Below are 20,739 nucleotides of genomic sequence, written 5' to 3' on the forward strand. Positions count from 1 at the left end.
CTGTCGCCGCTCAACCGTTCCACCAATCCTCAATCTGATCCCGGCTGATCTGGTCCTTCGGCCCCAGAGCCACCAGTTGGGTCTGGGTCGCGTCGCAGCGCTTGGCCTCGACGTTCTGGCCGACAATATGCAGCTCATAGGCACCGCCGGTGGTCAGCACAAATCCCTTCATCCGGTATAGCCCATGTGGCCGCGCTGCCAGCTTGTCGCCCAGTTTACGGCGATCAAGGGGTGTTTCGCTGTCAAATTGCCAGGTGGTAAAGGCCGGATGCGCTGTGATCCGGCTGCGGCTTTGCGGCAGCGGCAGCACATCAAACAGCAGGTCAGCCAATGGCGTCGCATCCAACAGGCGCAAGCCACGGGCGCCGATCTGGGACAGCTGCGCCTGCAGATCCGTATCCAGCGCGGTGGTTTTGCTCACCAGCACCAGATCGGCGCTGCTGATTTGCTGACGCACCAGGTCGGCCACTGCCGGGTCGGCCAACAGCTCCGGGGTGTTTGTGCCATCCACCAAGGAGACGATACCGCCATAGATCAGGTCTGGGATGTTTTGGATGGTGGCCGCAATCGCAGACGGATCTGACACGCCGCTGGCCTCGATCAGGATATGATCCGGGCGGTCGGCCTGAATTGCGATCCTGCGCAGCGCCATCTGCAGATCCTGATCCATACTGCAGCAAACACAGCCATTGGTCAGCGCCAGGGTCTCGCCCTCTTCGGCCTGGATCAGGGCGTCATCAATGTTTACCGCACCAAAATCATTGACCACAACCATCAGCCGCAACCCGTGGTCTTCGGCCAGCAGGCGATTGATCAGGGTGGTTTTCCCCGCACCCAGATAGCCGCTGAGAACGGTGACAGGCAGGCGGGTCATAACGCGCCTCGCGAGAGATTATGCCGCCGGGATGCTGCCGTGATCTGAACCATTTGGGCCTCCTGCCTGTCCCTAGTATTGCTGCAGCTATAGGCCAGCAGACAGGACCGGGTCTAGGGGGCCTGATCCACGGGCAGGAGCGGCTTGAACAGATAGGTGGTGGCTTCAAAAACATCCGCGCTGGGGCTGCGGCAATATCCGGGGATTGTGCCGGCAACCTGATAGCCGAGGCTTTCATACAGATGCTGCGATGGGTCGCCAGAGCGGGTGTCCAGAACCAACAGCGTCTTGTGCTGGTGCCGCGCCTGCGCTTCTAGGGCCTGCATCAGTGCCCGGCCCATGCCGCCGCGGCGGGCCTTTGGGTGAACCAGCAGTTTGGCGACATCTGCGCGGTGTTGTTGATTGGGAGGCTGCGAAACCACCAGCTGCGCGGTGCCTTGCAGCTCACCGTCAACAAAGGCGCCAAACAGTATGGTGTCGCCGCGTTGCACTGCGGGAAAGATCTGATCGCTCCAGAACCGGGCGGCATCTTGGGGGGAAAAGGGCAGGACAAAGCTGACACTGGCACCGGCCTGAACGCAGGCCCATAGGATCTCGGCCAGCGCGTCGGTCAGGCCATGCAGTTCAGTGGCAGTCACAGGGCGTATGTCGAGTGTCATATCAGTACCAGAATGTAGCGGGCCCCCTGAGAGCCTGATGAAAATTGTGAGGATCCGGTCAGGTGATAGCGTAGGCAATCACCGACTTGCAGCGCATGGGTTTTCCCGGAGAGGGTCAGCTGCAGCGCCCCCTGTTGCAGGATCAGATGGTGTTCCAGACCAGGGCGCGACGGGGAATCATAGGTGATGGTCTGATCAGGTGGCAAATAGCCGGCAATGACCTCGCCAGCCAAGGTCGGCGCGGGGGGCGAGAGCTGCCGCCGCTCAAACCCGGTTGTTGGATCGCGCCATATCTGTTGGTCAGCGGCGGCTATCAGCGGCGCGTGGCTGTTTTCTACCTGCATCATCAGCCGCGACATTGGCAGCGCATATGCGGCACACAGCTGGCCGAGGCTTTCAGCGGTTGGGCTGACCTCACCCTTTTCCAAACGTGACAGGCTGGCCCGGCTGATGCCGCTTGCCTGCGCCAACTGGTCCAGTGACCAGCCCCTGTCCTGTCTGAGCGTCGCCAACCGGTTGGCCAGACGGCTGTTAAAGTTTTGCATCTGTGTCACCCCTCTATCATGAGGGAATATTTCCCATATGTGAGATTCGCGCAAGAAAAAAACACCCGGAGCAGAATTTCTGCTCCGGGTGGATTTGCGGTCAGGGGAGGGCGTTTATTCCCAGCCGGCCTGATCAAAGATTTTCTGCGCTTCGGGGATGTTCTTGGCGACCTCAGACAGGTTCACATCGTCAGGCTTGAAGAAGCCCAGGGCGGCAATGCTTGGCGCCAGACCAACACCGGGCACGCCGGGGTATTCGTCGTTGCCCGCCGAGAAATACTGCTGCGCCTGATCCGAGGCGAGATATTCCAGGAACTTCACCGCATTGTCGCGGTTGGGTGCATTGGCGGCAACGCCGGCACCAGAAAGGTTCATGTGGGCGCCTTCGGCATCCTGCGAGGGGAAGACCCAGCCGATCATGTCACGGCTGTCGGACAGGCCTTTGACGTTCTTGCGGATCGAGCGGGCAAAATAGTAGCTGTTGCCAACGGCAATTTCGCATTCGCCGGAAACGATGCCGCGCATTTGGTCGGTGTCACCGCCCTGGGGCGCGCGGGCCATATTGGCGACAACGCCTTTGGCCCAGTCCGCAGCCTTTTCCACGCCGTGGTGGGTGACGATAGAGGCTAGCAAAGTCTGGTTATAGGTGTTGCTGGAAGAGCGAATGCAGATCTGACCTTTGTAGGCCGGATCGGCAAGTTCCAGATAGGTGCGCGGTGGGGTGGCGACATCGTTTTTGTCATAAAAGATGATCCGGGCGCGCTGTGAGAAGCCAAACCACTGGTTGTCGCTGTCCTGGATGTAGCTGGGAACCTTGGCTTCCAGAACCGCGCTGTCCACGGGCTGCAAGATGCCTGCATTTTTGGCGCGGGCCAGCCGCGAGGTGTCCACGGTCAGCAGGATATCGGCAGGAGAATTGGCGCCTTCGGCGGACATGCGGGCGATCAGCTCGTCTGCTTTGCCTTCGATCCGGTTGATGGTGATGCCGGTGGCCTCCTCAAAATCGGAATAGAGGCGCTCATCGGTGTCATAGTGGCGTGAGGAATAGAGGTTCAACTCACCTTCGGCAGCGGCAGAGGTTGCAACGGCGGCTGCAAGAGCGCCTGCAAGGATGGTTGTGGCTTTCAACATAGCGATTCCGATCTACAAATAGTCCGCGTTGGGTCTGCGGAGTTTCCGACTGATTTTGTCAATTATAGAAAAAACCGGAGAAGGGAAATGAAAACTGACAAAAACCATCAGAAAAAATCCCTGACGGACCCGCAGCTGCGGATGAAAGCGCCATCGGGGTGGGGAAAGGAAACAAGGGAAGTCCGGATCAAGGACGTACTGGATCAAGGACGGACTGGGCAGTGTCCAAACACAAAAAAACCGCATCCAAGGATGCGGTTCTTCCGATTAGAGCGAGATCTTAGTCTCAGCCCTGGCGTGCTTTGAAGCGCGGCTGTGTCTTGTTGATCACGTAGACGCGGCCCTTGCGACGCACAATGCGGCAATCACGGTGCCGGTTCTTGAGCGAGCGGAGCGAATTCTTGACTTTCATAGTCATTCTCCTGTTCTGCGGCGCGAACCAGCGCCTGGGTTTGCGGATGTCCCGACCGAATGGCCAGAACAGTGAATTCATGGTGGGCACTACAAGGTTCGAACTTGTGACCCCTTCGATGTCAACGAAGTGCTCTACCGCTGAGCTAAGCGCCCATGAAACCCTTGCGACCCCCTGTCCCAAAATAAATGGGACGCGGAGAACCGCGCCGGTGAAGGGGTCTATAATCAGAGTCGCGAAGGGGCGCAAGAGCTTTTGATGCTAGAATTTTCGCTCTATGGTGATTTCAAGAAACCAAGGGCAGAAGCACCTATGTCAAAGCAAGCATTTTCCGTTTTTTCGCCGGTTGAACTGACGTCATCGGTGGTTTTTGCCTCACCTCATAGCGGATCTGATTACGATTCTGCCTTTTTGCAGAGTTCAATTTTGGATGCCCAGCAGATTCGCAGCTCGGAAGATGCCTTTGTGGATCAGCTTTTTGCGGATGTTACCAGATTCGGGGCACCTTTGCTTACGGCGCAAAAACCCCGCGCCTTTCTGGATCTCAATCGCGCCACAGACGAACTGGACCCAGCCCTGATTCAGGGGGTGTCGCGCCGGGGGCAGAATCCTCGGGTTGCTTCGGGGCTTGGGGTGATTCCCCGTGTGGTGGCAAATGGTCGGGCGATTTACCGGGGTAAAATGCACCAGCAAGAGGCGCAGCGGCGCATTCAGGACTATTGGCATCCCTACCACACCGCCCTTCAGGGGTTGATGCGAAAGGCACAGGGCCGGTTTGGCCATTCCATTCTTATTGATTGCCATTCCATGCCCCATGAGGCCGTTGCAACTCTGCCCGCGCGGGGGGCTGTCCCGCCCGAGGTTGTGCTGGGCGATCGGTTTGGCTCTTCCGCCGGGGCGGCGGTGATGGACCAGGTCGAATCAGCCTTTGTTGGGGCGGGATTGCGGGTGGCGCGCAATGCGCCCTTTGCCGGCGCCTATATTACCCGCACCTATGGGCGCCCATCGCGGGGGCAGCATGCGGTGCAGATCGAGATTGATCGCTCTCTTTATATGAATGAGGCCGAGGTGCGCCCAAATGAAGATTTCGCGGCCTTCCGTGAGCTGTTGGGGCGGGTCGCGGGGGAAATTGCCGCGATAAAACCAGAGGATAGTAACATGCCCCTGGCGGCCGAATAGACCGGCGGCGAATGGAGGGCGGATCCAGGCGCCTTAGCGCAGGGCGCGCCCTTTCAGAATGGCGCTGTCGCCAAATCGTTTTCGAATCGCATCCGTGGCGCGCTCTGCCTGGGCGCGCTTTCCTGCCTGAGGGTCCAGCAGATCGCCACTGGTATCGGCCTGCGACTCGGGGGTCAGATCAGAGATGCCACAGCCAAGCAGCCGGTACGGGCCCTGATCGCCAACCTGATCCAACAGGGCGCGGGATTGGCGATAGATCACATCGGCCAGTTGGGTCGGGCTGTGCAGTGATAGCCGTCGGGTCAGAGCCGAATGATTGGCCCGCTTGAGTTTGAGAGTCACTACCCGGCCGGCCATGGATTTGGCCTTGGCGCGATCGGCCACCTGTTCTGCCAGCCGCCACAGATGCCCGTCCAGCACATCCAGGCTGGCAGTGTCCTCCATAAAGGTGGTCTCTTTTGAGATTGATTTCACCGGGGCGTTTGCCGACACACGGCGGCGGTCTTCGCCGCGGGCCAGATGCCACAGCCGCTCCCCGGTGCCACCAAAACGGGCGACAAGATCCTGTTGCTCCCAGCGCAGCAGATCAGAAAAATTGCGAATACCGGCCTTGTCCAAAGAGGCCTGCGCCGCCGGGCCAATTCCCCAGATCAGCCGCACCGGCTTGTCGCGCAGGAAATCGGCGGTCTCGCCCTTGCCGATCACCGAAAATCCGCGCGGTTTATCCAGGTCAGAGGCGACCTTGGCCAGGAACTTATTGTGCGACAACCCGATGGACCCGGTGATCCCCAGCTCGTCTTTCATCCGTTTGACCAATCGCGCCAGCATCACTGCGGGCGGGCGGCCGTGCAGTTTCTCGGTTCCAGACAAATCCATAAAGGCCTCATCCAGCGACAGGGGCTCCACTTCTGGGGTGAGCTCATCCATCATCGCGCGCACCGCCCGGCTGACCTCGACATAGGCGGACATGCGCGGTTTGATCACCACCGCATCGGGGCAGAGCTTCAGCGCCTGAAACATCGGCATGGCAGAGCGAACGCCGCGGATGCGCGCCACATAACAGGCGGTGGACACAACCCCGCGCTTGCCGCCGCCGATGATCACCGGTTTGCTGGCGAGCTCGGGATTGTCGCGTTTTTCGACACTGGCGTAAAAGGCATCGCAATCCATATGGGCGATGGTCAAAGAGAATAGCTCGTCATGCTGTTTGATGCGCGGGCTGCCACAGTTTGGGCAGCGTCGCGTCGGAGCGATCTGGCTGAGGCAATCACGGCATAGGGCTTGCATGGCGCAGTGGAGGCTTTATCTCTGTGTGGAGCGATACAGCATTTTACCCCGGCTGTTTCGGCTTGTCTGTAGGACTATCAGCTTACAAGTGAAGAACATGTCTTTTTCCGGTGCAAAACTGGCCCTGTTTCTGGGGCACGATCTGTTGGTGATCAAGCGCGATGACAAGCCGGATATTCCCTATCCGGGCTATTGGGATCTGCCCGGAGGCGGGCGCGAAGACGGGGAAAGCCCCGAGGCCTGTGTGCTGCGCGAAACCCTGGAAGAAGTCGGCCTGTCGATCCCTGCGTCAGATCTGACCTGGTCCCAAAGTTACCAGCGTCCACGTGGCACTGTTTGGTTCTTTGCCAGCCATCAACCGGCGGAGCTGGTGAAGCAGGTCCGGCTTGGCTCTGAAGGGCAATGCTGGCGCCTGATGGCGCCGCAGAGTTATTGCAGCCACGCCCTGGCGGTGCCGCATTTTGCCGAGCAGTTGCAAAGCTACCTGGCGGGCTGAGCCGCGGTCTGCATCGATGGGCTGGGTCGCGGCGCTGCAAGAGCGCACCGTGGTTTTTCTATGATCAGGGTAAAAAATTCCCCCGCTCTCAGGCGGGGGCAGGAAGACGAGCCTCAGGAAGAGGAGCTCGTCAGGGGAGTGTCTCGGGATCAGAATCGCCCATAGCGGGGCGTTACGCAAATTTCATCGTGTGTGCGTATTGGTGCGCAACCGTTCGATGTGGCTTTCGTGTCACGTGGCAATTTGGCACAGCAAGGCGCGTGGGATGGAATTTTCACTTGAATACAGGGTGTTGACGTAGGGTAAGCTGCGAGATTGCGTATCAAGCCTTCGTCGCTGGGAAGGCGATCCCAAAGTAATTTGTTTGATGCATTTTTGGGCAGACGTGGCATTGATCGGGGTTTGCAACTCTTTTCAGTGGCGAACGATCAGGTAATGCGCCAGAAAAGCGCCCCAACAATTGCCGCTCCCTCCTGATCGCCAAAGGGAGCGGATGCGATCCACGCTGACTGGTTTTTTACGGCTCAGGCCGCGCGGAGCTCGTCTAGAATGGCCAGGGCTGCTGCCCGTGGATCAGTGGCTTGCCAGATGGGGCGTCCTACCACAATGTGATCGGCGCCATCGGCAATGGCACTGGCCGGAGTCGCCACACGCTTTTGATCACCCAGATCTGCCCCCACCGGGCGCACGCCTGGGGTGACAATCAGCTTGCCTGCGGCCTCGGGCAGGGCGCGGATGAGCGCCGCTTCTTGTGGGCTGGCAATCACCCCATCGGCACCAGCGGCAAAGGCATTGCCGGCGCGTTCCTGCACCAAATCGCGGATCTCACCGGGTTTGATCAGGGCACCATCCAGATCACCGCGATCCAGCGAGGTCAGAATGGTCACGGCGAGGATCTTCATGTCTTTGCCTGCAGCGCCCTCTTTGGCGGCTTTCACCACATAGGGGTCGCCATGCACGGTGAGAAAATCCAGGTCAAACTGCGCCAGGCCGCGCACGGCGCTTTCAACGGTGGCGCCGATGTCAAACAGCTTCATGTCGAGAAAGATCCGCTTGCCCAGCTCCTGCTTTAGCTCATTGGCCAGCGCCAACCCGCCGCCTGTCAGCATGCCAAGGCCGATCTTGTAGAATGAAACTGCATCGCCCAGCTGTTCGGCCAGCTTCAACCCGGCCAAGGCATCGGGAACATCCATGGCAACAATCAGGCGGTCGTCGGCTGTGGTCTGGGACATGAGGCTTCTCCGGAAATCTGGGCTGAGTATCAGGGCTGAGGGATTGGCGCTTTCCTACTGCGCTGGTGAGAGTGGGGAAAGCCCCAAAAGGGGGAGTCTTTCCTTGGCATTGATACATATCAGGGATTTTTCAGGATTTTTGCCACAGTATGATCTTGAAGAGGCGCTAAGACCTCCCAAATTGATCTGTGAGGCCCGGACCGGGGCGTGCCGCAAAGCGGGCGCAACCACATCTATTCGGGCGCTTGTAAAAGGAGAAAGACATGGACTTGAACAAGTTCACCGAGCGGGCACGGGGTTTCGTGCAGGCAGCGCAGACCATTGCGATGCGCGAAGAGCATCAGCGGATGATGCCGGAGCATCTACTCAAAGCATTGATGGATGACGATCAGGGGCTGGCGAGCAATCTGATTGGTAAATCTGGTGGCAATGCCGCCCAGGTGGTTGTGGCTGTCGATATCGCCGTGGGCAAGCTGCCCAAAGTCAGCGGCGATGCCGCGCAGGTCTATCTGGACGGCCAGACTGCCAAGGTTCTGGATGAGGCTAGCAAAATCGCCGAGAAGGCCGGCGACAGCTTTGTTCCCGTCGAGCGGGTGCTGATGGCGCTGTGCATGGTGAAATCCAAGGCCAAAGACGCGCTGGAGGCAGGTGACGTCACCGCGCAGAAGCTGAATGAAGCCGTCAACGATATTCGCAAAGGCCGCACAGCGGACAGCGCCACCGCCGAAGAAGGCTATGACGCGCTGAAGAAATACGCTCGCGATCTGACCGAGGCGGCGCGCGAAGGCAAGATTGACCCTATTATTGGCCGCGATGAGGAAATCCGCCGCGCCATGCAGGTGCTGTCGCGCCGTACCAAGAACAATCCGGTTCTGATTGGTGAGCCGGGCGTGGGTAAAACCGCAATCGCCGAAGGCATGGCCCTGCGCATCGTCAACGGGGATGTGCCCGAATCTCTGCGCGATAAGCAGCTGTTGTCCCTGGACATGGGCGCGCTGATTGCCGGGGCCAAATATCGTGGCGAATTTGAAGAGCGCCTGAAGGCGGTTCTGACCGAAGTCACCGAGGCTGCGGGTGAAATCATTCTGTTCATTGACGAGATGCACACCCTGGTGGGCGCGGGCAAATCCGATGGCGCCATGGATGCGGCCAACCTGATCAAACCTGCGCTGGCGCGCGGTGAGCTGCACTGTATCGGGGCCACAACCCTGAATGAGTACCGCAAATATGTGGAAAAAGACGCGGCCCTGGCCCGCCGGTTCCAGCCCGTTGTGGTGCAGGAACCCACGGTAGAAGACACCGTGTCGATTCTGCGCGGCATCAAGGAAAAGTATGAGCTGCACCACGGGGTACGGATCGCCGATGCCGCCCTGGTCGCGGCGGCAACCCTGTCGAACCGCTATATCACTGATCGCTTCCTGCCGGATAAGGCCATTGACCTGGTGGATGAGGCCGCCAGCCGTTTGCGCATGCAGGTGGACAGCAAACCAGAAGAACTGGATGCGCTGGACCGTCAGATCCTGCAGATGCAGATCGAGGAAGAGGCGCTGAAGGTCGAAGACGATGCCGCCTCCAAGGATCGGCTGGAAACCCTGCAAAAGGAATTGTCGGATCTGCAGGAACAGTCCTCTGAGATGACCGCCCAGTGGCAGGCCGAACGGGATAAACTGGCCGGTGCCCGCGACATCAAGGAACAGTTGGACCGCGCCCGTGCTGATCTGGAAATCGCCAAGCGTGAGGCCAATCTGGCCCGCGCCGGGGAGCTGTCCTATGGCGTTATCCCGGATCTGGAAAAGCAGTTGGTCGCGGCCGAAAGCCGTGAAGAGCAGGATGTGCTGGTCGAAGAGGCGGTGCGCCCCGAGCAAATCGCCGGGGTGGTGGAACGTTGGACCGGTATCCCGACCTCCAAAATGCTGGAGGGCGAGCGCGACAAACTGCTGCGTATGGAAGACGCGCTGCATTCCCGTGTCATTGGCCAGAACGCGCCGGTGACGGCGGTGGCCAATGCAGTGCGCCGGGCACGGGCTGGGCTCAATGATGAAAACCGCCCCTTGGGCTCTTTCCTGTTCCTGGGGCCAACTGGGGTAGGGAAAACCGAGCTGACCAAGGCGGTGGCGAACTTCCTGTTTGACGACGACAACGCCATGGTGCGGATCGACATGTCAGAATACATGGAAAAGCACAGCGTTGCCCGTCTGATCGGGGCACCTCCCGGCTATGTTGGCTATGACGAAGGTGGCGCCTTGACCGAAGCAGTGCGTCGGCGCCCCTATCAGGTGGTGCTGTTTGACGAGGTGGAAAAAGCGCACCCGGATGTCTTTAACGTGCTGTTGCAGGTTCTGGACGACGGCATGCTCACCGATGGTCAGGGGCGCACGGTTGATTTCAAGCAGACGCTGATCATCCTGACCTCGAACCTTGGCGCCCAGGCGCTGAGCCAGTTGCCTGAAGGGGCGGATGCCTCGGATGCCAAACGGGACGTCATGGATGCAGTGCGGGCGCATTTCCGGCCAGAATTCCTCAACCGTCTGGATGAGACCATCATCTTTGACCGTCTGGCGCGCAAGGATATGGACGGTATCGTTGATATCCAGATCGCCCGCCTGGCCAAACGTCTGGCCGCGCGCAAGATCACCCTGTCTTTGGACGAGGGCGCTAAGACCTGGCTGGCGGATGAAGGCTATGACCCGGTCTTTGGGGCGCGTCCGCTCAAGCGGGTGATCCAGCGCGCCTTGCAGAACGCCCTGGCGGAGCTGCTGCTGAGCGGCGAAGTCAAAGACGGCGATACCATCCCCGTTTCGGCAGGTGGCGAAGGGTTGATCATCGGCGATCGCCTTGGCACCACTGAGCGGCCAAAACCGGATGACGCCGTGGTGCACTGACACGCGGTTTGCACGCTGAACATGAGAAAGCCCGCCAGTGTTGGCGGGCTTTTGTTATTAGAGATCTGTGTTGGGGCAACGGGCTGCGGGTGAGGTTATTCCTCAATGGCTTCCTGCACGATCTCATCCAACAGGGTCTGGATCACCTGCATCGCCCCCTCTGGGAAGCTGCGAAAACCCACGGTGACGCTGTCTTCGCCGGGGCGCTGGGCGACAAAGATGTCATAGGGGCAGAAGGTGATGTTCATCGGGTCGGCCTCCATCACCTGACGTGACAGTGTGGCGGAGCAGAAGGAATAGACATCAGCCTGCTGAAACAGAACCACATCGGATCCAACATCGGCGCGGGTGCGCTCCAACATCTCGCCCACGTGGCTGATGTGGTCGACCACAAAGCCACGGTCGGTTATGGCGCTTTCCAGACCAAAGGTCACATCCCCATAGTCAAGCCCGGTGGTGTAGCTGACCATGTCGTCGGCTTGTGCTGGGGTGAACAACAGCGTGCTCATGGCAAAACTGGCGGCGACGGTGAAATATTTCATCTGACTTCTCCCAATGTGAACAGCAGTACCTTGCCCATTGTGGGCATCCCCCTCATTTTAGGGCGATAGAGACAGGCAGCACAGGGTCGCCTGTTGTATTTATATATAGGAGTTTTTGCATGGGTTTCGCGGCAAAGGCTATAGAGTTTCTTGCACTTGGATTTGTTTTCTTTCTTGGCGCTCTGGTGCTGGTGGGCTTGCTTTTGTTTGTTGTGGACCGGCTGCAGACCCAGGATGCGATCCGCAGGAACTACCCTGTTGTTGGTAGATTTCGTCATTTGTTCAGCACCATGGGAGAGTTTTTCCGTCAGTATTTCTTTGCCATGGACCGGGAAGAGATGCCCTTTAACCGGGCTCAACGCGAATGGGTTGGCCGCGCTGCCGAAGGGGTGGGAAATACCGTTGCCTTTGGATCAACCCGCAACATTACCGTGCCGGGCACACCCATTTTTGTAAACGCACCCTTTCCGCCGCTGGATGATCAATATGCCAGTACCGAACCCCTGTGTATTGGCGCGGATGCACGGGTGCCCTACATGGCGCCCTCTTTCTTTAATATCTCGGGCATGAGCTATGGCGCGCTATCGCAGCCGGCGGTGCGGGCCCTGAGCCGGGGCGCACGCGAGGCCGGGGTTTGGCTGAACACCGGGGAGGGCGGGCTCAGCCCGTTTCACCTGGAGGGCGGCTGCGATATTGTCTTTCAGATTGGCACCGCCAAATATGGCGTGCGCAACCCTGAGGGTGGATTGAGCGACACCAAGCTGCGCGAGATTGCTGCCAACCCCACGGTGCGGATGTTTGAGCTGAAACTGTCTCAGGGGGCCAAACCGGGCAAAGGTGGCATCCTGCCGGCGGCAAAGGTCAGCGCCGAGATCGCCGCCATTCGCGGCATTGCCGAGGGGCAGGCCAGCATCTCGCCCAACCGGCACCCCGAGATGCGGGACTTTGATGACTTGCTGGACATGATCTCTCATGTGCGGGAGGTGACGGGCAAACCGGTTGGCATCAAAACCGTGGTTGGCTCGGAAGTGGTGATGCGGGAAATGTTCATGGTGATTGCCTCGCGTCCCAAGGCAGCGCCGGATTTCATCACCATTGATGGCGGCGAAGGCGGCACCGGGGCGGCGCCGATGCCGCTGATTGATCTGGTGGGCATGTCGGTGCGCGAAGCCCTGCCGCTGGTCTGTAATCTGCGGGATGAATACGGCTTTCGCGATCGTATCCGGCTGATTTCCAGCGGCAAGCTGGTCAATCCTGGCGATGTGGCCTGGGCGCTGGCGGCGGGCGCGGATTTTGTCACCTCGGCGCGTGGTTTCATGTTTTCGCTGGGCTGTATTCAGGCGCTGAAATGCAACAAAAACACCTGCCCCACTGGCATTACCACCCATGATCCACGGTTTCAAAAAGGCCTGGTGGTCGAAGATAAATACAAACGCGTGGCGCGCTATGCCACCGAGATCATCCATGAGGTTGAAACCATCGCGCATTCGGTTGGGGTGACTGAACCGCGCAAGCTGCGCCGCCGTCATGTGCGCATCATGCAGGAGGATGGTCACTCCCGCCCGATGAATGAAATCATGCCAAGTTACAGTGCCGTCGCGCAGACGTGACAGGATATGTTTTGGCCTGCGCGGCGTACTGGGCTAGGTCAGTTGGGACTGATACATTTTAGGAGACGCCCTCATGGCCCGTCGCTGGACCAATACTCTGACTGCCGCAGATGTGACGCCCAAAGCTACATTTATGAACCGCCGCCAGATCATGGCGGGGCTTGGCGGTATGGCGGGGCTGGCCGGGATTGGCGGGTTGCCAGGGCCAGCACAGGCAGAAACTCTGGAGCCAAACTCCTGGGAAGATGTGACCAACTATTGCAACTACTATGAGTTTGGCACCGGCAAAGGTGACCCTGCCAAATATGCCGGTCAGCTGACCACCACTCCCTGGAGCGTCAAGATTGACGGGATGGTGGAGCGCCCCGGCGACTATGATTTCCAGCAGATCCTGGGCGAGATGACCCTGGAAGAACGGATCTACCGCTTCCGCTGTGTCGAGGCCTGGTCGATGGTGGTGCCCTGGACCGGGTTTGAATTGGCCGACTTGCTGGCCCTGGCTGGTGTCCAGTCAGAGGCCAAATACGTGGCCTTTGAAACGCTCTATCGTCCCTCTGAAATGCCCGGCACCGCGTACCGGGTGCTCGATTGGCCGTACCGCGAAGGTCTGCGCCTGGATGAGGCCATGCACCCGCTGACCCTGATGGCGACCGGAATCTTTGGCAAAGACCTGCCAAACCAGAACGGCGCGCCTTTGCGATTGGTGGTGCCGTGGAAATACGGCTTCAAATCAATCAAATCCATTGTGCGGATTACCCTGACGGATAAAGAACCCCAGACCAGCTGGAACATGGCAAACGCGCGGGAGTACGGTTTCTACAGCAATGTGAACCCGGAGGTCTCTCACCCACGGTGGAGCCAGGCCTCTGAGCGTCGTCTTGGCGGCGGGTTGTTTGCCAGCCGTCAGGACACGCTGATGTTCAATGGCTACGGCGATGAGGTTGCATCACTGTATGAGGGAATGGATCTGGCCAAGTTCTTTTAGCGCTCCGCTCTGGTGCCCCGGTTGGGCCCTGAGCGGCAGAGGACCCATTGTGGCGGGGCAGCGTAATTGGGGTCTCCTCGCTGGAGGCCTCATCGCCTCGTATTCAAGAGGGTGGAGTTACCCGCGTTAGAACGCGCCAGAACAACGGATGAGGACGTTTCGCCAGATGATCGACGCCATAAATACTGCTCTGCGCAGACTTCCTACTTGGGTTCTGTATTTGCTTGGGTCTCTTTATCCTGTCTGGCTGCTCTATTTAGGAATGACCGGGGGGCTGGGGGCTGATCCTGTCAAGGCGTTGGAGCATGAGTTGGGGGAACGCGCCCTGCAGCTATTGATCTTGGGGTTGGCGGTCACGCCGTTGCGCCGCTTTGTCGGGGTGAATTTGATCAGGTTCCGTCGGGCGTTGGGCCTGCTGACCTTTACCTATGTGGCTCTGCATCTGCTGGTCTGGCTGCTATTGGATGTGCAAATTGTCAGTCAGATCCTCGCTGACATCGCCAAGCGACCCTATATCACCATTGGCATGGCGGGCTTGGTTCTCATGGTGCCGCTTGCGCTCACCTCGAATGATGCCTCAGTCAAACGTCTTGGCCGCAAATGGAAACGTCTTCATCTGCTCACCTATCCCGCCGCTTTCCTGGGCGGCCTACACTACGTGATGCTGGCGAAAGGGTTTCAGATCGAGCCCTTGATCTATTTGACGGTGATTGTGGTTTTGCTGGCGCTTCGTTTGTTTGGCTTTGTTGTCCGCAGTTTTGTCGCTTTGCGGGTTTAGTGGTTTTGGTTTGGATGTTTTTGGAAGGGTGGGGGGTGGTTTGGTTCGCGGGCGTGGTTTTGATGTGTTGTCTTGGGTGAGTCTTGGCTGGGGCGTGTTGAGTGTTGTGGTTTGGGGCGGTGTTTGGGCGTTGGGTTTTGGATTGGCCGGGTGATTTTGGGATTAACCCCGTGATTTTGCGTTATTTCAGGCCTTTTCCAAAAAAGATGATATTTTTGTAATTTAGGTGTTGCGGGTTTGTTGAGTTAACACTAGAACCCCCTCTACCGGCGGCGCTGAGGCGCGGCACGGTGGGGCGGCTGAGAGGTCGCTGACTGGCAGGAAAGGCTGCTGGACGCTCAGGAGAGACTGGGGCATCTGGAGGATGTTATGAGGCGGTTGCGCTAAGGAATTGGCGCGGTGGTCTTGTTTTTGGCCTTTAGGTGTTGCTCTTTGACATTGATGATAACTGAAGAGATATGTGGGCGGTTTGGTTCGTTTCGATGGATCAACGTCTGTATATCAACGCTAGTAGGGTGGGCCATTTGGTCTGTTCGATGATCTAGTGTCAGCTTCACTGTTTGACGGACTTTTGTTTACTTTTGTAAACTGAAGCACAATCAAACAGATGACTTCCGATACGTGTCCAATCCTTAGCCGGGTGGACATATGGATCTGCCCCCAAAAGCGGTCCTGAGTATTGGAGATGTGCAGAGGTTCGAACGTCAAGGATAGCATCGCGAGATGCTTTCAACTTGAGAGTTTGATCCTGGCTCAGAACGAACGCTGGCGGCAGGCTTAACACATGCAAGTCGAGCGCACTCTTCGGAGTGAGCGGCGGACGGGTTAGTAACGCGTGGGAACGTGCCCTTCTCTAAGGAATAGCCACTGGAAACGGTGAGTAATACCTTATACGCCCTTCGGGGGAAAGATTTATCGGAGAAGGATCGGCCCGCGTTAGATTAGATAGTTGGTGGGGTAATGGCCTACCAAGTCTACGATCTATAGCTGGTTTTAGAGGATGATCAGCAACACTGGGACTGAGACACGGCCCAGACTCCTACGGGAGGCAGCAGTGGGGAATCTTGGACAATGGGCGCAAGCCTGATCCAGCCATGCCGCGTGAGTGATGAAGGCCTTAGGGTCGTAAAGCTCTTTCGCCAGAGATGATAATGACAGTATCTGGTAAAGAAACCCCGGCTAACTCCGTGCCAGCAGCCGCGGTAATACGGAGGGGGTTAGCGTTGTTCGGAATTACTGGGCGTAAAGCGCACGTAGGCGGATCAGAAAGTATAGGGTGAAATCCCAGGGCTCAACCCTGGAACTGCCTTGTAAACTCCTGGTCTTGAGTTCGAGAGAGGTGAGTGGAATTCCGAGTGTAGAGGTGAAATTCGTAGATATTCGGAGGAACACCAGTGGCGAAGGCGGCTCACTGGCTCGATACTGACGCTGAGGTGCGAAAGTGTGGGGAGCAAACAGGATTAGATACCCTGGTAGTCCACACCGTAAACGATGAATGCCAGACGTCAGCAAGCATGCTTGTTGGTGTCACACCTAACGGATTAAGCATTCCGCCTGGGGAGTACGGTCGCAAGATTAAAACTCAAAGGAATTGACGGGGGCCCGCACAAGCGGTGGAGCATGTGGTTTAATTCGAAGCAACGCGCAGAACCTTACCAACCCTTGACATCCTTGGACCGCTAGAGAGATCTAGCTTTCTCGCAAGAGACCAAGTGACAGGTGCTGCATGGCTGTCGTCAGCTCGTGTCGTGAGATGTTCGGTTAAGTCCGGCAACGAGCGCAACCCACATCCTTAGTTGCCAGCAGTTCGGCTGGGCACTCTAGGGAAACTGCCCGTGATAAGCGGGAGGAAGGTGTGGATGACGTCAAGTCCTCATGGCCCTTACGGGTTGGGCTACACACGTGCTACAATGGCATCAACAATGGGTTAATCCCCAAAAGATGTCTCAGTTCGGATTGGGGTCTGCAACTCGACCCCATGAAGTCGGAATCGCTAGTAATCGCGTAACAGCATGACGCGGTGAATACGTTCCCGGGCCTTGTACACACCGCCCGTCACACCATGGGAGTTGGATCTACCCGAAGGCCGTGCGCTAACTTTTGAGGCAGCGGACCACGGTGGGTTCAGCGACTGGGGTGAAGTCGTAACAAGGTAGCCGTAGGGGAACCTGCGGCTGGATCACCTCCTTTCTAAGGATGTATCTAGCAAGAAGAACTTGTTCTTCCTCGTGATACACTTAGCAATGAACAGTAATCAAAACTGTTCAACATCGGGACATCTACTGGATGTCCTTTGGACCGAGCCGTCCTCATATCTCTTCAGACAAGTCGCGGCAGCAGCCGTTATCTGGCGCTGCCTGGTGACATAACCACTGAGTGCTGCTCTCGGGCATTGCTTTGCAATACCCTGTCGCACACGGGTTTTGATTTGCTTTGCAAATCGAAAACCGGGTCGGTAGCTCAGGTGGTTAGAGCGCACGCCTGATAAGCGTGAGGTCGGAGGTTCAAGTCCTCCTCGACCCACCACTCATCCTTCGGGATTAAGATGGGGCCTTAGCTCAGCTGGGAGAGCGCCTGATTTGCATTCAGGAGGTCAGGAGTTCGATCCTCCTAGGCTCCACCATTAAACAATTAGATCGTTAAGCACTGTGCGCAGTTCTTAACCGTCCAATTGGACGAATTGATATCGTAAAGAGAGAAACAATCAACAACACTGTTGATCGCCCCGAGTGTGGGGATGATCTCAGATTGGTGCTGGGTGAGATCTTCGGATTTTACACAGCGAGCTTTGGAATACGTCTGTTTCCTCGGACGTCCCAGGGTATGCCGGTTTGAAACGACAGAGTTGTCCAAGTCAAGTACACTAACCCGGTTCTAATTCCGCAAGGTTTTGGAACCAATTGTATTTATGATGTTTGTTTTGCGAAGGGGCTGCGACCGACATCACAGCCTTAGTAGTGAAGCGACTTTCGCATCATAAATGCGGGAAAGTATGCTTTTTGGTTCAGAGATTGTGGTCCGGCTACTTACCAGCGGCTGGATCCTGATGGTTTAGGCTATCTATTTCTGGATCAGATCAAGCGCGAGAAGGGCGTTTGGTGAATGCCTTGGCAGTAAGAGGCGATGAAAGACGTGATACTCTGCGATAAGTCATGGGGAGCTGAGAATAAGCTTTGATCCATGAATTTCTGAATGGGGCAACCCACCTGAAAGTTCATTATTGTTACTTCGGTAGCCAATAATGTTCTTAACCAGGTACTTATGAACTGAATACATAGGTTTATAAGAGCAAACCCGGGGAACTGAAACATCTAAGTACCCGGAGGAAAGGAAATCAATTGATACTCCCCTAGTAGCGGCGAGCGAACGGGGACCAGCCGAGCCTTGAGTGTGAGAAGAACCTGTTGGGAAGCAGGACCATAGCGGGTGATAGTCCCGTATTCGAAACATGATAGGACGTATTAAGTAGGGCGGAACACGTGAAATTCTGTCTGAAGATCGGAGGACCACCTTCGAAGGCTAAGTACTCCTTACTGACCGATAGTGAACCAGTACCGTGAGGGAAAGGTGAAAAGCACCCCGACGAGGGGAGTGAAACAGTACCTGAAACCGAACGCCTACAATCAGTTGGAGGGCCCTTGCGGCCTGACAGCGTACCTTTTGTATAATGGGTCATCGACTTGGTCTCACGAGCAAGCTTAAACCGTTAGGTGTAGGCGCAGCGAAAGCGAGTCTTAATAGGGCGCATGAGTTCGTGGGATCAGACCCGAAACCGAGTGATCTAGGCATGGCCAGGTTGAAGGTGCAGTAACATGCACTGGAGGACCGAACCCACATCTGTTGAAAAAGATCGGGATGAGCTGTGCCTAGGGGTGAAAGGCCAATCAAACTCGGAGATAGCTGGTTCTCTGCGAAATCTATTTAGGTAGAGCGTCGTACGAATACCCCGGGGGGTAGAGCACTGGATGGGTAATGGGGACTCACCGTCTTACTGATCCTAACCAAACTCCGAATACCCGGGAGTACTATACGGCAGACACACTGCGGATGCTAACGTCCGTAGTGGAGAGGGAAACAACCCTGACCTCCAGCTAAGGCCCCTAATTCATGGCTAAGTGGGAAAGCAGGTGGGATGTCCAAAACAACCAGGAAGTTGGCTTAGAAGCAGCCATCTTTTAAAGATAGCGTAACAGCTCACTGGTCTAATTAAGACGTCCTGCGGCGAAGATGTAACGGGGCTCAAGCCATGAGCCGAAGCTGAGGATGCACATAGTGCATGGTAGCAGAGCGTAGTGTGACATAGTTCCATGTCTCCTTACCTACTTCGGTAGGATTGGAGACACGGAGCTTTCGATGAAGCGGGCGCGTGAGCGATCCCGTGGAGAGATCACTAGCGAGAATGATGACATGAGTAGCGACAAAGAGTGTGAGAGACACTCTCGCCGAAAGTCCAAGGGTTCCTGCTTAAAGCTAATCTGAGCAGGGTAAGCCGACCCCTAAGGCGAGGCCGAAAGGCGTAGTCGATGGGAACCAGGTTAATATTCCTGGGCCATGAGGTGGTGACGGATCGCAGGTGTTGTTCATCCTTATTGGATTGAATGAGCAGCTGAGCGGTTCCTGGAAATAGCCCCTCTATAAGATCGTACCCTAAACCGACACAGGTGGACTGGTAGAGAATACCAAGGCGCTTGAGAGAACGATGTTGAAGGAACTCGGCAAAATACCTCCGTAAGTTCGCGAGAAGGAGGCCCGGGTCCTACGCAAGTGGAATCCGGGGGCACAAACCAGGGGGTGGCGACTGTTTATTAAAAACACAGGGCTCTGCGAAGTCGCAAGACGACGTATAGGGTCTGACGCCTGCCCGGTGCCTGAAGGTTAAAAGGAGGGGTGAGAGCTCTGAATTGAAGCCCAGGTAAACGGCGGCCGTAACTATAACGGTCCTAAGGTAGCGAAATTCCTTGTCGGGTAAGTTCCGACCTGCACGAATGGCGTAACGACTTCCCCGCTGTCTCCAACATCGACTCAGCGAAATTGAATTGCCTGTCAAGATGCAGGCTTCCCGCGGTTAGACGGAAAGACCCCGTGCACCTTTACTACAGCTTCGCACTGGCATCAGGATTGTGACGTGCAGGATAGGTGGTAGGCATCGAAACCGAGACGCTAGTCTCGGTGGAGCCTCCCTTGAGATACCACCCTTCGCACTCTTGATGTCTAACCGCGGTCCGTTATCCGGATCCGGGACCCTGCGTGGCGGGTAGTTTGACTGGGGCGGTCGCCTCCTAAAGCGTAACGGAGGCGCGCGAAGGTTGGCTCAGAGCGGTCGGAAATCGCTCGTTGAGTGCAATGGCAAAAGCCAGCCTGACTGCGAGACTGACAAGTCGAGCAGAGACGAAAGTCGGCCATAGTGATCCGGTGGTCCCGAGTGGAAGGGCCATCGCTCAACGGATAAAAGGTACGCCGGGGATAACAGGCTGATACTGCCCAAGAGTCCATATCGACGGCAGTGTTTGGCACCTCGATGTCGGCTCATCTCATCCTGGGGCTGGAGCAGGTCCCAAGGGTACGGCTGTTCGCCGTTTAAAGAGGTACGTGAGCTGGGTTTAGAACGTCGTGAGACAGTTCGGTCCCTATCTGCCGTGGGTGTAGGATACTTGAGAGGAGTTGCCCCTAGTACGAGAGGACCGGGGTGAACGAACCACTGGTGGACCAGTTGTCGTGCCAACGGCAGTGCTGGGTAGCTATGTTCGGACAGGATAACCGCTGAAGGCATCTAAGCGGGAAGCCCCCCTCAAAACAAGGTATCCCTGAGGGCCGAGGTAGACCACCTCGTCAATAGGCCAGAGATGTAAGCGTGGTAACACGTTCAGTTGACTGGTACTAATCGCCCGATTGGCTTGATCTGATCTAGTAATAGACAGCCAAGAACCAAATAAGCACCACATGACTTGTGACATAACAAAGGTGCAGCAACGTGCATTTGCACTGCCTGCTGCGTGACAGACTTTACTAACGTAAAGTCGTCAGTGTTGATTGTTTCCCTGCGATCTTGGAAATGTCCTCGTGACATAACTGGGGTGCGGTCTCTCGGGCATTTGCCATGCAAATACCCTGCCGACCGCCAACCAAA

The 20,739-nt window shown here is 57.0% G+C and carries 14 protein-coding genes, 3 tRNA genes and 2 rRNA genes; 10 read left to right on the plus strand and 9 right to left on the minus strand.

Annotated features, from left to right (window positions below; translation table 11 throughout):
• Window positions 1-10 precede the first annotated feature (10 nt).
• From JZI28_RS00365 to JZI28_RS00390, 6 genes are all read right to left on the minus strand, one after another.
• Window positions 11-874: a CobW family GTP-binding protein gene (locus tag JZI28_RS00365; protein ID WP_375698858.1), complete on the minus strand. Its 864-nt coding sequence runs from the start codon at window positions 872-874 to the stop codon at window positions 11-13.
• A gap of 113 nt (window positions 875-987) precedes the next feature.
• The gene (locus tag JZI28_RS00370; protein WP_375698859.1) at window positions 988-1,533 is read right to left on the minus strand and encodes a GNAT family N-acetyltransferase; all 546 of its coding nucleotides are present in this window, start codon (window positions 1,531-1,533) and stop codon (window positions 988-990) included.
• Entirely contained in the window at window positions 1,530-2,078 is a 549-nt protein-coding gene (locus JZI28_RS00375) for a helix-turn-helix domain-containing protein (RefSeq protein WP_375698860.1), read from the minus strand. The genes JZI28_RS00370 and JZI28_RS00375 overlap by 4 nt, the downstream gene beginning before the upstream one ends.
• 114 nt (window positions 2,079-2,192) lie before the next feature.
• Window positions 2,193-3,209 (minus strand): Fe(3+) ABC transporter substrate-binding protein, encoded by a 1,017-nt coding sequence (locus tag JZI28_RS00380; RefSeq protein WP_295455357.1) that lies wholly within the window; start codon window positions 3,207-3,209, stop codon window positions 2,193-2,195.
• Between the two features lie 286 nt (window positions 3,210-3,495).
• Window positions 3,496-3,621 (minus strand): type B 50S ribosomal protein L36, encoded by a 126-nt coding sequence (gene ykgO, locus JZI28_RS00385; RefSeq protein WP_008205324.1) that lies wholly within the window; start codon window positions 3,619-3,621, stop codon window positions 3,496-3,498.
• 80 nt (window positions 3,622-3,701) lie between these two features.
• A tRNA-Val gene (locus JZI28_RS00390) sits at window positions 3,702-3,776 on the minus strand.
• 157 nt (window positions 3,777-3,933) lie between these two features.
• Here JZI28_RS00390 and JZI28_RS00395 point away from each other — a divergent pair.
• The gene (locus JZI28_RS00395) at window positions 3,934-4,800 is read left to right on the plus strand and encodes an N-formylglutamate amidohydrolase (protein WP_375698861.1); all 867 of its coding nucleotides are present in this window, start codon (window positions 3,934-3,936) and stop codon (window positions 4,798-4,800) included.
• Window positions 4,801-4,833: 33 nt separating this feature from the next.
• Here JZI28_RS00395 and JZI28_RS00400 read toward each other — a convergent pair whose 3' ends face one another.
• The gene (locus JZI28_RS00400; protein WP_375698862.1) at window positions 4,834-6,087 is read right to left on the minus strand and encodes a DNA polymerase IV; all 1,254 of its coding nucleotides are present in this window, start codon (window positions 6,085-6,087) and stop codon (window positions 4,834-4,836) included.
• 97 nt (window positions 6,088-6,184) lie between these two features.
• Between JZI28_RS00400 and JZI28_RS00405 the strand changes: the two genes are divergently transcribed.
• Window positions 6,185-6,583 (plus strand): NUDIX hydrolase, encoded by a 399-nt coding sequence (locus JZI28_RS00405; RefSeq protein WP_375698863.1) that lies wholly within the window; start codon window positions 6,185-6,187, stop codon window positions 6,581-6,583.
• Between the two features lie 524 nt (window positions 6,584-7,107).
• Here the strand turns inward: JZI28_RS00405 and pyrF are convergent.
• The gene (gene pyrF / locus JZI28_RS00410; protein WP_348155482.1) at window positions 7,108-7,815 is read right to left on the minus strand and encodes an orotidine-5'-phosphate decarboxylase; all 708 of its coding nucleotides are present in this window, start codon (window positions 7,813-7,815) and stop codon (window positions 7,108-7,110) included.
• 263 nt (window positions 7,816-8,078) lie between these two features.
• Between pyrF and clpB the strand changes: the two genes are divergently transcribed.
• The gene (gene clpB, locus JZI28_RS00415; RefSeq protein WP_375698864.1) at window positions 8,079-10,697 is read left to right on the plus strand and encodes an ATP-dependent chaperone ClpB; all 2,619 of its coding nucleotides are present in this window, start codon (window positions 8,079-8,081) and stop codon (window positions 10,695-10,697) included.
• Window positions 10,698-10,792: 95 nt separating this feature from the next.
• Here the strand turns inward: clpB and JZI28_RS00420 are convergent, their stop codons facing one another.
• Window positions 10,793-11,239 carry a DUF302 domain-containing protein gene (locus JZI28_RS00420; protein ID WP_297340343.1) on the minus strand — a complete coding sequence of 149 codons (447 nt, stop codon included), beginning with the start codon at window positions 11,237-11,239 and terminating at the stop codon, window positions 10,793-10,795.
• Between the two features lie 119 nt (window positions 11,240-11,358).
• Between JZI28_RS00420 and JZI28_RS00425 the strand changes: the two genes are divergently transcribed.
• The 7 genes from JZI28_RS00425 to JZI28_RS00455 all read left to right on the plus strand — a co-directional run bounded on the left by JZI28_RS00425 (window position 11,359) and on the right by JZI28_RS00455 (window position 20,514).
• Window positions 11,359-12,849: an FMN-binding glutamate synthase family protein gene (locus JZI28_RS00425; protein WP_348155523.1), complete on the plus strand. Its 1,491-nt coding sequence runs from the start codon at window positions 11,359-11,361 to the stop codon at window positions 12,847-12,849.
• 73 nt (window positions 12,850-12,922) lie between these two features.
• Window positions 12,923-13,834: a protein-methionine-sulfoxide reductase catalytic subunit MsrP gene (msrP, locus tag JZI28_RS00430; protein ID WP_375698865.1), complete on the plus strand. Its 912-nt coding sequence runs from the start codon at window positions 12,923-12,925 to the stop codon at window positions 13,832-13,834.
• A 166-nt stretch (window positions 13,835-14,000) separates the two neighbouring features.
• Window positions 14,001-14,612, plus strand: a complete 612-nt coding sequence (gene msrQ / locus JZI28_RS00435; RefSeq protein ID WP_375698866.1) for a protein-methionine-sulfoxide reductase heme-binding subunit MsrQ — start codon at window positions 14,001-14,003, stop codon at window positions 14,610-14,612.
• 730 nt (window positions 14,613-15,342) lie between these two features.
• Window positions 15,343-16,802 (plus strand): 16S ribosomal RNA (locus JZI28_RS00440).
• Between the two features lie 259 nt (window positions 16,803-17,061).
• Window positions 17,062-17,138, plus strand: a tRNA-Ile gene (locus JZI28_RS00445).
• A 21-nt stretch (window positions 17,139-17,159) separates the two neighbouring features.
• Window positions 17,160-17,235 (plus strand) — tRNA-Ala (locus tag JZI28_RS00450).
• Between the two features lie 451 nt (window positions 17,236-17,686).
• Window positions 17,687-20,514 (plus strand): 23S ribosomal RNA (locus JZI28_RS00455).
• Together the 16S and 23S rRNA genes with 2 tRNA genes alongside form the textbook arrangement of a ribosomal RNA operon.
• Window positions 20,515-20,739: the final 225 nt, after the last annotated feature.

The sequence above is a fragment of the Pseudophaeobacter sp. TrK17 genome (genome assembly GCF_042192375.1).
Lineage (GTDB): Bacteria > Pseudomonadota > Alphaproteobacteria > Rhodobacterales > Rhodobacteraceae > Pseudophaeobacter.

Excerpts from the sequence above, each read along its gene's own strand:
- JZI28_RS00365 (WP_375698858.1), bottom strand. The coding sequence starts at position 874 with ATGACCCGCCTGCCTGTCACCGTTCTCAGCGGCTATCTGGGTGCGGGG.
- JZI28_RS00380 (WP_295455357.1), bottom strand. The coding sequence starts at position 3,209 with ATGTTGAAAGCCACAACCATCCTTGCAGGCGCTCTTGCAGCCGCCGTT.
- JZI28_RS00405 (WP_375698863.1), top strand. The coding sequence starts at position 6,185 with ATGTCTTTTTCCGGTGCAAAACTGGCCCTGTTTCTGGGGCACGATCTG.
- JZI28_RS00400 (WP_375698862.1), bottom strand. The coding sequence starts at position 6,087 with ATGCAAGCCCTATGCCGTGATTGCCTCAGCCAGATCGCTCCGACGCGA.
- msrP (WP_375698865.1), top strand. The coding sequence starts at position 12,923 with ATGGCCCGTCGCTGGACCAATACTCTGACTGCCGCAGATGTGACGCCC.
- clpB (WP_375698864.1), top strand. The coding sequence starts at position 8,079 with ATGGACTTGAACAAGTTCACCGAGCGGGCACGGGGTTTCGTGCAGGCA.
- JZI28_RS00395 (WP_375698861.1), top strand. The coding sequence starts at position 3,934 with ATGTCAAAGCAAGCATTTTCCGTTTTTTCGCCGGTTGAACTGACGTCA.
- ykgO (WP_008205324.1), bottom strand. The coding sequence starts at position 3,621 with ATGAAAGTCAAGAATTCGCTCCGCTCGCTCAAGAACCGGCACCGTGAT.
- JZI28_RS00420 (WP_297340343.1), bottom strand. The coding sequence starts at position 11,239 with ATGAAATATTTCACCGTCGCCGCCAGTTTTGCCATGAGCACGCTGTTG.
- JZI28_RS00375 (WP_375698860.1), bottom strand. The coding sequence starts at position 2,078 with ATGCAAAACTTTAACAGCCGTCTGGCCAACCGGTTGGCGACGCTCAGA.
- JZI28_RS00425 (WP_348155523.1), top strand. The coding sequence starts at position 11,359 with ATGGGTTTCGCGGCAAAGGCTATAGAGTTTCTTGCACTTGGATTTGTT.
- pyrF (WP_348155482.1), bottom strand. The coding sequence starts at position 7,815 with ATGTCCCAGACCACAGCCGACGACCGCCTGATTGTTGCCATGGATGTT.
- msrQ (WP_375698866.1), top strand. The coding sequence starts at position 14,001 with ATGATCGACGCCATAAATACTGCTCTGCGCAGACTTCCTACTTGGGTT.
- JZI28_RS00370 (WP_375698859.1), bottom strand. The coding sequence starts at position 1,533 with ATGACACTCGACATACGCCCTGTGACTGCCACTGAACTGCATGGCCTG.